Source organism: Pseudomonas sp. AE27 (assembly GCF_037113495.1).
Classification (GTDB): domain Bacteria; phylum Pseudomonadota; class Gammaproteobacteria; order Pseudomonadales; family Pseudomonadaceae; genus Aquipseudomonas; species Aquipseudomonas palmensis.
Genome location: NZ_CP146966.1, coordinates 4,935,155 through 4,949,320 on the forward strand (window position 1 = coordinate 4,935,155; position 14,166 = coordinate 4,949,320).

Below are 14,166 nucleotides of genomic sequence, written 5' to 3' on the forward strand. Positions count from 1 at the left end.
TTCGAGGGATCATTCCTGTAATTCAGGACCTCGGCGCGGTCGCCTGTTCACGGATCCATTCCACCAGGCTGCGCACCTTGGGTACCTCGGCGGCATGCTCGGCGAACGCCACAAAGTACGCGCCGCTGCTGCGCATCGCGTAGGGCCACGGTATCACCAGCTTGCCCTCGGCCAGTTCCTGCTCCACCAGATAGCGCGGCACCAGCGCCACGCCGCAGCCCGACAACGCGGCGCCCACGCACATATAGAAGGTATCGAAGCGCGGGCCGTGGTAGCTGTTGGCCGAGTGCAGGCCCTGTTCCAGAAACCACTCGTGCCAGGCCTCCGGGCGCGAGGTGCTTTGCAGCAACACGCGCTCGGCCAGCTCGCCGGCCTCGGTCAGGGTATGCCCCTGCAGCAGTTCCGGGGCGCACACCGGCACCACCTCGTCGCCGAACAGCTCGATGCACGTGGCCCCCGGCCAGGTGCCCTGGCCATAGAAGAACACCACGTCGGCGGTGTTCTGCAGCAGGGCGAAAGGCTCCATCTCGTTGCAGATATCCAGGTGTATATTCGGGTAGCGCTTGCCGAAGCCCTTCAGGTGCGGGATCAGCCAGCGCACGCCGAAGCTCGGCTGGGTGGCCACCTTGAGCACTTCGGTCTGCTGACCGTAGGACAGGATGTAGCGGCTGGACATGTCGACCTGGGTGAGGATCTTGTTCACCTCGGCCAGGTACAGCGCGCCCGCCGGGGTCAGCTGCAGGCGTCGGCGGATCCGCAGGAACAGGTGATGGCGCAGCATGTCTTCGAGCTGCGCCACCTGCTTGCTCACCGCGCTCTGGGTCAGGTGCAGCTCTTGCGCAGCGCGGGTGAAGCTCAGGTGTCGGGCGGCCGCCTCGAAGCATTGCAGGGCGGCCATCGACGGCACCAGACGTTTGGACATAGCGGTATCACTCACCCGTCGAATCATTACCTGGCGGAATGATGTGCAGAATAAAGGTCGTTTGTAGCGCCAGAGTGATCGGATTAATACTGATCCCATCACCAATTACAACCACTCACCGCCTTGCAGGAGAAGAATAATGGTTGATGGATTGCTCGACCGCCTGGGTGTACCGGCCTCTGCCTACACCCATGGCAACCATCCCGTTCACACCCCGATCGACGGCAGCGCGATTGCCTCGGTGCACCTGGAGTCCAAGGCTCAGGTACTGGGCAAGATCGAACAGGCCGAACAGGCCTTCCTGGCCTGGCGCAACGTGCCGGCGCCGCGTCGCGGTGAGCTGATCCGCCTGTTTGGTGAAGTGCTGCGTGAGCACAAGGCGCAACTGGGCGAACTGGTATCCATCGAAGCCGGCAAGATCACCCAGGAAGGCCTGGGCGAAGTGCAGGAAATGATCGACATCTGCGACTTCGCCGTCGGCCTGTCGCGCCAACTGTACGGCCTGACCATCGCCTCCGAGCGCCCGGGCCACCACATGCGTGAAACCTGGCACCCGCTGGGCGTGGTTGGCGTGATCAGCGCCTTCAACTTCCCGGTGGCCGTGTGGGCGTGGAACACCACCCTGGCGCTGGTATGCGGCAATGCCGTGATCTGGAAGCCATCGGAAAAGACCCCGCTGACCGCACTGGCCTGCCAGGCGCTGTTCGAAAAAGCCCTGAAAGCCTTTGGCGAAGCGCCGCAAGGCCTGGCGCAGCTGATCATCGGCGACCGCGACGCCGGCCAGGCACTGGTCGACGACCCGCGCGTACCGCTGGTAAGCGCCACCGGCAGCACCCGCATGGGGCGCGAAGTCGGCCCACGCGTGGCGGCACGCTTCGGTCGCAGCATCCTCGAGCTGGGTGGCAACAACGCAATGATCCTGGCCCCGAGCGCCGACCTGGACCTGGCCGTGCGCGGCATTCTGTTCAGCGCCGTGGGTACCGCCGGGCAGCGCTGCACCACCCTGCGTCGCCTGATCGTGCACCGCTCCATCAAGGACGAAGTGGTGGCCCGCGTCAAAGCCGCCTACGCCAAGGTACGTATCGGCGACCCGCGCCAGGACAACCTGGTCGGCCCGCTGATCGACAAGGGTTCGTTCACCGCCATGCAGGACTCCCTGGCCCGTGCCCGTGATGAAGGCGGCAGCGTGTTCGGCGGCGAGCGCCAGTTGCAGCAGCAGTACCCGGATGCCTACTACGTGAGCCCGGCGATCGTCGAGATGCCTGGTCAGAGCGAGGTGGTGCGCCATGAAACCTTCGCGCCGATTCTCTACGTGCTGGCCTATGACGAATTCGATGAAGCGCTGCGCCTGAACAACGAAGTGCCACAGGGCCTGAGCTCGTGCATCTTCACCACCGACCTGCGTGAGGCCGAGCGCTTCCAGAGCGCGGCGGGCAGCGACTGCGGCATCGCCAACGTCAACATCGGCACCAGCGGTGCCGAGATCGGTGGCGCGTTCGGTGGCGAGAAAGAGACCGGCGGTGGCCGTGAGTCGGGTTCCGATTCGTGGAAGGCCTACATGCGTCGTCAGACCAACACCGTGAACTACTCGCGCGAGCTACCGCTGGCGCAGGGCATCGTGTTCGACTGATAACCGCGTCGGCCCCTTCGCCGGCAAGGCCGGCTCCTACCGCAACCGTGTAGGGGCCGGCCTTGCCGGTGAAGGGTGCTTCCCGTTCCAAGGCCAACCAACGGAGGCGGCCATGACCGACCTGCGTCAAGAATGTCTGTGGGAGTTCGTCACTCCGCCTGCGGCGCCTGCCGCCGCACTGACGGCACAGATCAAGACCGATGTGTGCGTGATCGGCGGGGGTATCACCGGTCTGTGCACGGCCATCAACCTGCTCGAGCAGGGCAAGTCCGTCGCGCTGCTCGAAGCCCGTGTCATCGGCCATGGTGGCTCGGGGCGCAACGTCGGGCTGGTCAATGCCGGCACCTGGATCCGCCCCGACGATGTCGAGGCCACCCTGGGCCAGCAACAGGGCAGCCGCCTGAACAAGGTACTGGGTGAAGCCCCGGCCGAGGTGTTCGCCATGATCGAACGCCTGGGCATCGACTGCCAGGCACGCAACGAAGGCACCCTGCACATGGCGCACAACGCCAACGGCGTAGCCGACCTGCAGTCGCGTCACCAGCAATGGAGCCGACGCGGTGCCGACGTCGAACTGCTGACCGGTGCGCAGTGCCAGGAATACTGCGGTACCGACAAAATTTCCGCCGCGTTGCTCGACCGCCGCGCCGGCACCATCAACCCCATGGGCTACACCCGTGGCCTGGCCGCCGCGGTACGCCGTCTGGGTGGGCAGGTGTTCGAACAGTCCGCTGTCACCGGGCTCACCCGCGAAGGCAGCGCCTGGCTGGTGAAGACTGCCCATGGCGCGGTCAGCGCCGACAAGGTGGTGATCTCCACCGGTGCCTACACCGAGGGCGACTGGACCGCGTTGCAGAAGCAGTACTTTCGCGGCTACTACTACCAGGTGGCTTCCAAGCCCCTGCAGGGCGCTGCGGCCGACAACGTGCTCAAGCACGGCCAGGGCTCGTGGGACACGCGCACGGTGCTCAGCAGCATCCGTCGCGACGACCAGGGCCGCCTGCTGCTGGGCAGCATGGGCCGGGTCGACAACAAGCCGGCGTGGTTCGTGCGCAGCTGGGCCGACCGCATCCAGGGGCACTACTTCCCGCAACTGGGCAAGGTCGACTGGGAAATGCACTGGACCGGCTGTATCGACTTCACCCCGGACCACCTGATGCGCCTGTTCGAACCGGCCCCGGGCATCGTTGCGGTCACCGGTTACAACGGCCGTGGCAATACCACCGGTACTGTGATCGGCAAGGCCTTCGCACAGTACCTGCTGCAGGACGATCCGGATGCACTGCCGATCCCGTTCGCCCCGATGAAACCGGTATCGGCCCCGTTGCTGCGCACCGGCTTCTACGAAACCGGCTTTTCGCTGTACCACGCCGGGCAGTGCCTGCGCGTGCTGCTGTAACCCCCGCTCCAGTGCGCGGCCATCGACAGGGATGCCCTGGTCGATGGCCTTCGGCATTGCCCGCATGCCGTCCACCTGCCCGCATTTTCAACGCCCCGTACCGCTCGCGCCCGGTCGAGAATCATTAACACCCGCGATTTTTTCAATTGGACTGGATCCAATCGGTAGTGTCGTTTAGCCTTCGCCGCCATCATGAGCGCCTTTGCGCTGAACGCGCTCGCTAAAACGGACTTGAAGGGTGCCACTTGCACAACATTCCCCATATTCGCCTCCACCTGCGTGACCTGGTTCGTACCGAGTCCTTCGCCGAGCTGAACAGCTACTTCGATGCCCTGCAGGCCGAGTGGAGCAGCGCCGAGCCTGGCACCCACCATTATCTGGACACCGCCCGCACCGGCACGCTGTTCGACTTCAGTGTGACCCCGGCGCCGGAGATCGCACGCTTTCTGCAGGCGTGGGTCGCCGCCTGCCCGGATGCCTTCCATCCGCGCCTGTTCCTGGGCAACTACTGCTATGGCCGCGCCGGCAATATCCGCGGCAACGGCTGGGCCAACAGCGTGACCGACGACTGCTGGCTGGGCGCGGCGCTGGCCTGTGAACTGTCGGCGGTGCACCTGCTGGCGGCGCTCGAACGTTCGCCGCAGCCGGTGGCTGCAGGCGTCACCCTGATGGAGCTGTGCGCGCATTTCCATGAGCCAGCGTGGCTGAACGCGCTGTTCGGTGGCGAGCCTGCCAAGGGCATGGCCAGCGACAACCAGGACCCCGAAACACTGGAGATGGCGGTCGAACACCTGGCCCACTACGGCCTGACGCCATTGCAACAGGCCCCCACGGCGCTGCCGGCCGGCTTGCCGCAACGCCAGGCGCACGAGATGGACCAGGGGCAGGATTACTGGCTGCACCGCGTGATGGAGTGGCGCCCGGACTGCCTGGAAGCGCTGCTCAACTATGCCAACTACCTGTTGCCGCGCTGGGGCGGCAGCTACGAAGACATCGAAGGCTTTGCCAGCGGGCCGCTGTGCGCCGCGCTGAGCGAGGCGCAGCGCAATGCGATCCGCTGGCTGGCGTTCTACGACATCCACGAGGATTACCCCGCCAAGGAGGAATTCAACGCTGCACGCGAGTACCTCGAGCACTTCGAGGCCTGGCTGCAGCGCGACCTGCTGCCAGCCTACCGCGGTTATGCGCTGGGTTACTTCGGCCAGTTCTGCAGCTATTCGCTGGACAACCAGCCACGTGCGATGGCGATGCAGGTCGCGAGCGTGCAGGCCTTCCCCGAAGGCGAGTACTTCCGCCATGTCGAGGGGCCGTTCCACAGCTTCGTCTACCTCACCATGGTGGCCAACATGGCCGACGAAACCGGTGCCTTCAAGGTGGCGGTCGAGCGCATGTGCGCGATGAACGAGTTGGGCGTGCCGGTGGCGATCAAGGCTGTCGGTCACCAGTTCGGCCTGTGGGGTTTCGACAAGGACCCGCAGTGTGTACCGGCCTTGCTGGACCGCGCGCGGGTGCTGGGCGAACACGACCTGGGTGACTCGGGCCTGGACATCGTCAGCCTGCCGTCATTCCTGTGGGACGGTGGGCGCCACGACGAGGGTTACTTCCTGGCGGTGCAATGGGGCGAGCGTGGCCTGCCGGGCGCGGCCTATTTCCTGCACGAGGTACACACCGGTGCCCGTGAAGAGGCCCCGCAACGCTATGTGGACGAGAGCGAAAGCCTGCGCTGGCTGGAGCGCGGTGCCCAGGACGGCTGCCCGCAGAGCATGTTCAACCTGGCCTGGAAAAAGCTTTTCGACGACGAGCTGGACATGCGTGTGCGTGCCAACCTCGACGAGGTGCTGCGCCTGTTCGAAGGCGCCCGCCAATCGTCGCGGGCAGAACAGCGCGCGCGCATCCGCATCGGCATCCTGCTGCGCGACTTCGGCACTGCCGAAGAACAGCAAACCGGCGTGAAGTACCTGCGTTCGCTGGTCGACTGTGACGATGACTGGGTCTCGGCGCGTACCAGTGCCGAGATCGCACTGGCCTACCTGCGCGGGCAGGGCGTTCAGCAAAGCCGCTTCGCTGCCATCGAGTGGGCGCAGCATGCCGTGACCCAGTTGCCCGACAACGAAGGCATCCAAGAAGTCCAGTACGAGGTGCTCAACTCCCACAGCCTGCTCAAGAGTGTCACCAGCGTGTTCGGTGCGTTCCTGGGGCGTGGCAGGGTCGGCGCCGACGACCTGCCGCCCAAGCCGGCGCAGTAACGCCCATGGCCGCACTGCAACGGTTGCGACTTCGTGCCTGGCTGCTGCTGGGCAACGGCTTTCTGCTGGTGGGCGGGCTGGCCCTGTGCGCGCTGCCGCTGGCGATGTGCATGTGGCTGCCCGGTGCTGCGGGGCTGCTGGCCGGGTTCGTGACCCTGCCAGCGGGCATGTTCGGCTACAGCATGCTCAAGCTGCCCTTTGCGACGCGTGCCGATTCCAGCGAGGACGGCATCGCCCTGCAGGCAGTGGACGCGCCGCAGCTGTTCGAGGAAATCGAGCGGTTGCGCCTGGCACTCGGCGCGCCTGCGCTGGATGCGGTGTACCTGAACGACGACTTCAACGCCAGTATCCGCCAGCACCACGTACTGTTTCGCAGGACGCGCAACGTGATGTGGCTGGGCCTGCCCTTGCTCGACACGCTGTCGCCGCGGGCCTGTGCGGCGATCCTGGCGCATGAGTGCGCGCACATCGCCCAGCGTCATGGCCGCTATGCCAGCCGCGTGTATTTCGCACGGCTGCAATGGCAGGCGGCGAGCGAGCGGCTGGAGCGCCATCGCTCGTTGTCGAGCGCGCCGCTGCGTCTGTTCGTGGGCTGGTACGTGCCGCGTTTTCTGGCCGTGAGCATGGATTTTGCGCGGCGCTGCGAGTACCAGGCCGACGCCGAGGCGGCGCGGGTAGGCGGGGTCGAGGCGATGCGCGAGGCGCTGGTCGGCTTGGCCTTGCAGGGGCGGGCGCTGGAGCAGGCGTTCTGGCCCAAGGTGTTTCTTGACGGCAGCGCCACGCCATTGACCGACCTGGCCCGCAGCGGTGCGCCGAGCCTGCCGCAGGACATTGCCGAGGCCCGCAGCTGGCTGCATGGCGCACTGTGCAACGAGACCGACGACAGCGATACCCACCCGGCGCTGGCCGACCGCCTGGCGGCGCTGGGGGGGGGCACCCGATCAGCCCGATGCGGCACTGGTATGGCAGCGCAGCCAGCCCAGCGCGGCGCAGGCCTGGCTGGGCGAGCAGCACCTGCCATTGGCGCAGCGCCTGGACGAACAGCAGGCCGATGACAATGCCCGGCATTGCCAGCGCGCCCGTGACGAGCGCGAGGCATTGGTGGCCGAGCAGCACGACCTGCAGCGCAAACGGCGTATCCGTGCGCTGTCGGGCCACGAGATTGCCCGGCTGGCCTGGCTGTACCGCACCCTTGGCGAGGCGGGCGATGAGGCGCTGCGTTTGCTGGAAGATGCACTGCAGCAGGCGCCGGACGCGGCGGTGCGCTATCAGCTGGCCGAGTGTCATGCCCAGGCCGGGCGCCCGGACGCCGCCGCAGCACTGTGGCGGCAGGTGGCCGAGCAGCGCGGGCCGTTGCAGCTGTACAGCCTGCGCAAGCTCAGCGTGCTGGCCCTGCGCGGCGATGACCGCGGCGCGGCCGAGCACTATCGGCGCGAGGCCGATGCCCTGCAGCGTGCCGATAGCGACGATGACGGTGAAGACGGCGAGTGGGTGCCCCACGACCTGGTGCCCGTGGAGCGCAACAAGCTGATCGAGACGCTCACGCCGCTGCTGAAACTGGCGACCGGCGTGTGGTTGCTGCGCGAGACCGGCACACGGCGCTACATTTTGCTGGTACTGGCGCGGGACTCGCTGACTTTCCGCCTGGTCAGTCGCCTGACCGGCGAAGACAGCTACCTGCGCCGGGATTGCCAGCAGATGCTCAACCGCCTGCTGCCGCGCATTCGCCTGGACCTGGTGCCCGTGGTGATGTCGGCCGGGGATGCGCGGCTGGTGTTCTGCTCGCAGGCGTCGCAGCTGCGCTTGAGCGCGTTGCTGTAGCGCTCATTCTGCATCCGACTCGAACAGCCGCGCCAACTCCGCCCGTGCTTCCTTGGCGTTCTGCATGACCTTGGCGCGGTCATTGCGCACCAGGCCCTGGGTTTCCAGCACCTGCTCGTCATGTTCGGTGAAGCGCTGGATACGGTCTGCTGCCTGCGCTTCGGAAAGCCCCAGCCCCACCAGGGCGCGGCGGGTCATTTCCAGGCTTGAGTAGAACGTCTCGCGGATCGGCACCGCGCCCACATCGGTCAGCTTGTGCACATGCTGGCGGTTACGCGCACGGGCGAGCACCTTGAGGTGCGGGTACAGGCGCTTGACCCGTTCAGCGGTGCGAGTCGTTACTTCGGGGTCATCGGTGGTGATCACGAAGTACTCGGCCTCGCCCACCTTGGCGGCATGCAGCACTTCTGCGCGCAGCGGGTCGCCGTAGAATACCGGCGCCTGCTCGAAGGTGCGGGTCAGCTCGATGGCGTCCACCGAGGTGTCCAGGGCAACGAAGGGAATCTTCTGGGCACGCAATATGCGCGAGACGATCTGGCCCATGCGCCCCATGCCGACGATTACCACGCGCGGCGCATCGGTCTGGATCTGCCGGTACTGCTCGGGCACTTCACGGGGTGCCTGGCGGTGCTTGAGCAGGCGCGTGCAGGCCAGCAGCAACAGAGGCGTGACGGCCATCGACAGGGTGATGGTCATCAGTAGCAGGTCATAGGTGTAGGTGTCGAACAGGCCCTGATCCTTGCCCAGCTTGAATACCACGAAGGCAAATTCGCCGCCTGCCGCCAGTACCACCCCCAGGCGCAACGCATTGCCCGCGTTCAGCCCCCCGATGCGGCCGACCAGCATCAACAGTGGCAACTTGACTGCCACCAGCAACAGGGTCAGGCCCAACAGCAGGCCCGGGCTCTGCAGCAGCATGCCCAGGTTGGCCCCCATGCCCACGCTGATGAAGAACAGCCCGAGCAGCAGGCCCTTGAAGGGCTCGATCTGCGATTCGAGCTCATGGCGGTACTCGGAGTCAGCCAGCAGCAGGCCGGCGAGGAAGGCGCCCAGTGCCATGGAGATGCCGGCTTCTTCCATCAGCCAGGCAGTACCGATCACCACCAGCAGCGCGGTGGCGGTGGAGACTTCCGGCAGCCCGGTACGGGCGACGATGCGAAACACCGGGCGCAGCAGATAGCGGCCGCCGACGATCACCACCGCGATGCTGGCGAACACCTTCAGGCCATGTGCCAGGCTGTCGCCGTGGCTGGTGTCCGGGCCGCTGGCGGCCAACAGGGGCACCAGGGCGATCAGCGGAATGGCCGCGATATCCTGGAACAGCAGCACGGCGAAGGCCAGGCGTCCATGGGGGGCGTTGAGCTGCTTGCTTTCGGCCAGGCTTTGCAGGCCAAGGGCGGTGGACGATAACGCCAGGCCCAGGCCGACGACCACGGCGGCGGGCATTGGCTGGCCGAAGCCGAACAGGGCAATGGCGCCGATCACGGCGCCCGTCAGCAGCACCTGCGCCAGCCCCACGCCGAACACCGATTTGCGCATCAGCCACAGGCGGCGCGGCGAAAGCTCCAGGCCGATGATGAACAGCAACAGCACCACACCCAGCTCGGAAATGTGCGCGACGCTTTCGGTGTCGCGGATCAGCCCCAGTACCTGGGGGCCGATGGCGACGCCTGCGAGCAGGTAGCCGATCACGGCGCCCAGTTGCAAACGCTTGGCCAGGGGCACCGCAATGACCGCGGCAAGCAGGAAGATGACGGCTGTTTGCAAAAGGCTGCCTTCGTGTGGCATCGCTCGGCTCCAGGGGGCTGCTACGGCGGCAGCGTTGAACAGTGAGGGCGCATGATGAGGCTGCGCCCGGCATTGCACAAACCGATGGGCGTCAAGGCACCTAAGGCCCGGGGCGGTACTGCAGGGCCTCGGCCAGGTGCACGCGCGCAATGTGTGCGGCCTGTTCCAGATCGGCCAGCGTACGCGCCACCTTGAGCAGGCGGTGCGCGGCCCGTAGCGACAAGGTTAGTCGTTCGCACGCGGTTTCCAGCCAGTGCTGATCGTCAGCGGACAGTGCGCAGTGCTGGCGCAGGCCGGGCAGCTCGAGAAAGGCGTTGGCACAGCCCTGGCGCTGTTGTTGTCGTTCGCGTGCGGCAGCCACCTGCCCTGCGATGTGGGCACTGGCGGGGCCGTTGTCGGTGCAGTGCGAGAGCGCCGTGGCTTCACGGGCGACGGTCAGGTGCAGGTCGATGCGATCAAGCAACGGGCCGGAGAGCTTGTTGCGGTAGCGCTGGATCTGGTCGCTGCTGCATCGACAGCGACCGGTGGGGTCGCCATGGTAGCCGCAGGGGCAGGGGTTCATCGCCGCCACCAGTTGGAAGCGGGCCGGGAAGCGGATCTTGTCCTTGGCCCGGGCGATCACGATTTCGCCCGATTCCAGGGGCTCGCGCAGCACTTCCAGCACGCGCCGCTCGAACTCCGGCAACTCATCCAGAAACAGCACGCCATGGTGGGCCAGGGTGATCTCGCCGGGTTGCGGGCGGCTGCCACCGCCGACCAGTGCGGCCCCCGACGCCGAGTGATGCGGGTGGCGAAACGGACGCTGCGGCCAGCTGTTGAGCGGCAGCGGGCTGGCGACCGACTGGATGGCCGCCACTTCCAGCGCTTCGCGCTCGTTCAGCGGTGGCAGCAGGCCGGGCAGGCGGCTGGCGAGCAGGGTCTTGCCGGTGCCGGGTGGCCCGCTGAACAGCAGGTTGTGGGCCCCGGCCGCCGCGACCAGCAGGGCACGCTTGGCGGCGAGCTGGCCCTGCACCTCGTTGAGGTCGGGGTAGGGCTGGCTGTGCAGGACCAGGCCGTTGGCCTTGTAGGGTTCGAGGGGCTGCTGGCCGTTGAGGTGCGCGACCAGCTCCAGCAGGTGGTCTACGGCGTACACCACCAGGCCCGAAGCCAGGCAGGCCTCCTCGGCATTCTCCCGTGGCACCACCAGCGCGCGCCCGGCTTCGCGGGCCGCAAGGGCGGCCGGCAGCACGCCCTGCACGCAGCGCACCGCCCCCGACAGCGCCAGCTCGCCCAGGCATTCCACTGCGTGCAGCGAGGCGATCGGCATCTGCCCGTTGGCGGCCAGGATGCCCAGGGCTATGGCCAGGTCGAAGCGTCCGCCATCCTTGGGCAGGTCGGCGGGGGCGAGGTTGAGGGTGATGCGCCGCGCGGGGAACTCCAGGCCGGAGTTGAGGATGGCGCTGCGCACACGGTCCTTGCTTTCCTTTACCGTGGCTTCGGGCAGGCCGACCAGGGTCAGGTTGGGCAGGCCGTTGGCCAGGTGCGCTTCGATGGTGACCGCAGGGGCCAGTACGCCCACCTGGGCGCGGCTGTGGACAAGGGCGAGGGACATGCACACTCCATGATCGGGACAATGCCGCGTCCTGCGGCTGGGGCAAGGATAGTGGTGCGCGCGCAGGGTGCGCGGGGGAGAGTGAGTCGAGGTTTTGCAGCGGTTGACGGGGCCAGGAGCGCTGGTCAAGATCACGGCGCCCCGGTGCAGCCTTCGGGCCGCGACGGCGTGCGTGCCAATGGCTTCTATCGCCGCTTGGGGGTGGGAGGTGGTGGCGCAGTTGGAGGAGGGGGATGTGCGGTATGAGAAGGTGAGGCAGGCCCCTGCATGACCCTGCAGGCGCCGGCCCCGCCGACGAAGGCTGCGCTGCGCTCTACTCGGCAGCCGCCGGGTTCAGCCGCGCTTCCATCTCTTCGACCTTGGCCTCCAGCGCCTCCAGGCGTGCGCGGGTGCGGGCCAGCACTACCATCTGGCTGTCGAACTCCTCACGGCTGACCAGTTCCAGCTTGCTGAAACCACTTTGCAGCAGCGCCTTGAACTGGCTTTCCAGTTCGCTGCGCGGCTGCGCGGTGTCACCGCTGAACAGGCGCGATGCCTGGTCGCTCAGGGCATCGAGAAAGGCTTTGGGCGCGAGCATGTTGGTCCGTCCGGTAAATGCAAAGAGGCGGCCAGTGTAACACGCACCCCACGCCCGCTCGCCCCGCACGCTTTTCGCGCATTCCCCCGATCGGTAGCGCACCGTTTTTGTGCGTGTTTGCCCTGCTGGCGACTGGCCAATTCCAAGCAAGGCACGCAAGCCCTTGTAATTGGTGGCTTTGGCAGACATGGCAAGGTTTCTGCTTAGAGCCAAGTGACTCATGCACTGGTGTCGGGCCTTGGGATTGAGGCCGACGAAGCGTTACAAAGCCAGGCACTGCGCTTAGACTTGAGACGGGTTTGTTTTCCTGGGGCAAGTCCACCAATTCGGGAGAGAGTTTCATGAAGCTAGTCACTGCCATCATCAAGCCATTCAAGTTGGACGACGTGCGCGAGTCGCTGTCCGAAATCGGCGTGCAGGGCATTACCGTCACGGAAGTCAAAGGCTTCGGACGGCAGAAAGGCCACACCGAGCTGTATCGCGGTGCTGAATACGTAGTCGATTTCCTGCCCAAGGTGAAGATCGATGTCGCCATCGACGACAAGGACCTGGACCGGGTCATCGAGGCGATCACCAAGGCGGCCAACACCGGCAAGATCGGTGACGGCAAGATTTTCGTGGTCAATCTGGAACAGGCCATCCGCATCCGTACCGGTGAAACCGATACCGACGCGATCTAAGTAACGCCGCCCCAAACCCCAACGCCCCAGGAGATAACAATATGACTCTGCGTCAGTTCGCAGGGCTAGGAGCCCTTTTGTCCCTCGTAATGCCTGGCATGGCCATGGCAGAGGAGGCAGCCGCCCCCGTGCTCAACTCCGGCGACACCGCCTGGATGTTGACCGCCACCGCGCTGGTGCTGTTCATGACCATCCCGGGCCTGGCGTTGTTCTACGGCGGCATGGTGCGTTCCAAGAACGTGCTTTCGGTGATGATGCAGTGTTTCGCCATCACCGGCCTGATCAGCATTCTGTGGATGGTCTACGGCTACAGCCTGGCGTTCGATACCACGGGTATGGAAGAGGGCGTGGTCAACTTCAATTCCTTCGTCGGCGGGTTCTCCAAGGCCTTCCTGGCCGGCGTCACCCCCGCAAGCCTGACCTCGTTGTTCCCCGAGGCGGTGTTCATCACCTTCCAGATGACCTTCGCCATCATCACTCCGGCCCTGATCGTCGGTGCCTTTGCCGAGCGCATGAAGTTCTCGGCCATGCTGATCTTCATGGCCGTGTGGTTCACCCTGGTCTACGCACCGATCGCGCACATGGTCTGGTCCGGTGCCGGCGGCCTGATGTGGGACTGGGGCGTACTGGACTTTGCCGGTGGCACCGTGGTGCATATCAATGCGGGTATCGCGGGCCTGGTGGCGTGCCTGGTGCTGGGCAAGCGCAAGGGTTTCCCGACCACCCCGATGGCCCCGCACAACCTGGGCTACACCCTGATGGGCGCGGCCATGCTGTGGATCGGCTGGTTCGGCTTCAACGCCGGCTCCGCAGCCGCTGCCAACGGCACCGCCGGCATGGCCATGCTGGTGACCCAGATCGCCACGGCCGCCGCTGCGCTGGGCTGGATGTTCGCCGAGTGGATCACCCACGGCAAACCCAGCGCCCTGGGCATCGCCTCCGGTGTGGTGGCAGGCCTGGTGGCGATCACCCCGGCTGCGGGCACCGTAGGCCCGATGGGCGCACTGGTGATCGGCCTGGTATCGGGTGTGGTGTGCTTCTTCTGCGCCACCAGCCTCAAGCGCAAGATGGGCTATGACGACTCCCTGGACGCCTTCGGCGTGCATGGCATCGGCGGCATCGTCGGCGCGATTCTCACCGGCGTGTTCGCGGCCCCTGCACTGGGCGGCTTCGGTACCGTCGAAGATATCGGCGCACAGGTCTGGGTGCAGGCCAAGGGCGTGGGCTTCACGGTGATCTACACCGCTATCGTCACCTACGTGATTCTGAAGGTGCTGGACCTGGTGATGGGCCTGCGGGTCAACGAAGAGGAAGAAGCGGTCGGCCTCGACCTCGCGCAGCACAACGAGCGTGGCTACAACCTGTAACATGCTCGAAAAAACATGCCCGGCTTGCCGGGCATTTTTTTGCCTGGATTTTGTCCATCCAAGGGCACGCAAACGGTTTCCACGGGGGCATTTGCAGGCGCTTGACGCTGTAATGGCCATCAAGCATAAAACTTACAGCGAACAA

General features: G+C 65.9%; 11 protein-coding genes. 7 read left to right on the plus strand and 4 right to left on the minus strand.

The genetic code is table 11. The annotated features are described in order from the left end of the window. Positions 1-22 precede the first annotated feature (22 nt). Positions 23-922 (minus strand): LysR family transcriptional regulator, encoded by a 900-nt coding sequence (locus tag V9K84_RS22635; RefSeq protein WP_043863342.1) that lies wholly within the window; start codon positions 920-922, stop codon positions 23-25. A gap of 139 nt (positions 923-1,061) precedes the next feature. Here V9K84_RS22635 and V9K84_RS22640 point away from each other — a divergent pair, with 139 nt between their 5' ends. The 5 genes from V9K84_RS22640 (at position 1,062) to V9K84_RS22660 (ending at position 8,018) form a co-directional block, all read left to right on the plus strand. After that, positions 1,062-2,552 carry an aldehyde dehydrogenase family protein gene (locus tag V9K84_RS22640; protein WP_043863343.1) on the plus strand — a complete coding sequence of 497 codons (1,491 nt, stop codon included), beginning with the start codon at positions 1,062-1,064 and terminating at the stop codon, positions 2,550-2,552. A gap of 112 nt (positions 2,553-2,664) precedes the next feature. Further along, entirely contained in the window at positions 2,665-3,951 is a 1,287-nt protein-coding gene (locus V9K84_RS22645; RefSeq protein WP_088514607.1) for an FAD-binding oxidoreductase, read from the plus strand. Positions 3,952-4,196: 245 nt separating this feature from the next. Further along, positions 4,197-6,197: a DUF4034 domain-containing protein gene (locus tag V9K84_RS22650; protein WP_088514608.1), complete on the plus strand. Its 2,001-nt coding sequence runs from the start codon at positions 4,197-4,199 to the stop codon at positions 6,195-6,197. 5 nt (positions 6,198-6,202) lie between these two features. Next, positions 6,203-7,252: a M48 family metallopeptidase gene (locus V9K84_RS22655; RefSeq protein WP_338792656.1), complete on the plus strand. Its 1,050-nt coding sequence runs from the start codon at positions 6,203-6,205 to the stop codon at positions 7,250-7,252. Continuing rightward, positions 7,218-8,018: a tetratricopeptide repeat protein gene (locus V9K84_RS22660; RefSeq protein ID WP_338792658.1), complete on the plus strand. Its 801-nt coding sequence runs from the start codon at positions 7,218-7,220 to the stop codon at positions 8,016-8,018. The genes V9K84_RS22655 and V9K84_RS22660 overlap by 35 nt, the downstream gene beginning before the upstream one ends. Positions 8,019-8,021: 3 nt before the next feature. Here the strand turns inward: V9K84_RS22660 and V9K84_RS22665 are convergent, their stop codons facing one another. From V9K84_RS22665 to V9K84_RS22675, 3 genes are all read right to left on the minus strand, one after another. Then, a complete protein-coding gene (locus tag V9K84_RS22665) occupies positions 8,022-9,806 on the minus strand; it encodes a monovalent cation:proton antiporter-2 (CPA2) family protein (protein WP_088514610.1) in 1,785 nt (594 codons plus the stop codon). A 100-nt stretch (positions 9,807-9,906) separates the two neighbouring features. After that, the gene (locus V9K84_RS22670; RefSeq protein WP_088514611.1) at positions 9,907-11,397 is read right to left on the minus strand and encodes a YifB family Mg chelatase-like AAA ATPase; all 1,491 of its coding nucleotides are present in this window, start codon (positions 11,395-11,397) and stop codon (positions 9,907-9,909) included. Between the two features lie 313 nt (positions 11,398-11,710). After that, the gene (locus V9K84_RS22675) at positions 11,711-11,974 is read right to left on the minus strand and encodes an accessory factor UbiK family protein (RefSeq protein ID WP_043863349.1); all 264 of its coding nucleotides are present in this window, start codon (positions 11,972-11,974) and stop codon (positions 11,711-11,713) included. A 341-nt stretch (positions 11,975-12,315) separates the two neighbouring features. On the opposite strand from V9K84_RS22675, the gene glnK reads away from it, so the two are divergent. Together glnK and V9K84_RS22685 are read left to right on the plus strand one after the other, a co-directional pair. After that, a complete protein-coding gene (gene glnK, locus V9K84_RS22680) occupies positions 12,316-12,654 on the plus strand; it encodes a P-II family nitrogen regulator (RefSeq protein WP_002555808.1) in 339 nt (112 codons plus the stop codon). A 41-nt stretch (positions 12,655-12,695) separates the two neighbouring features. Further along, positions 12,696-14,021 (plus strand): ammonium transporter, encoded by a 1,326-nt coding sequence (locus tag V9K84_RS22685; protein WP_043863350.1) that lies wholly within the window; start codon positions 12,696-12,698, stop codon positions 14,019-14,021. Positions 14,022-14,166: the final 145 nt, after the last annotated feature.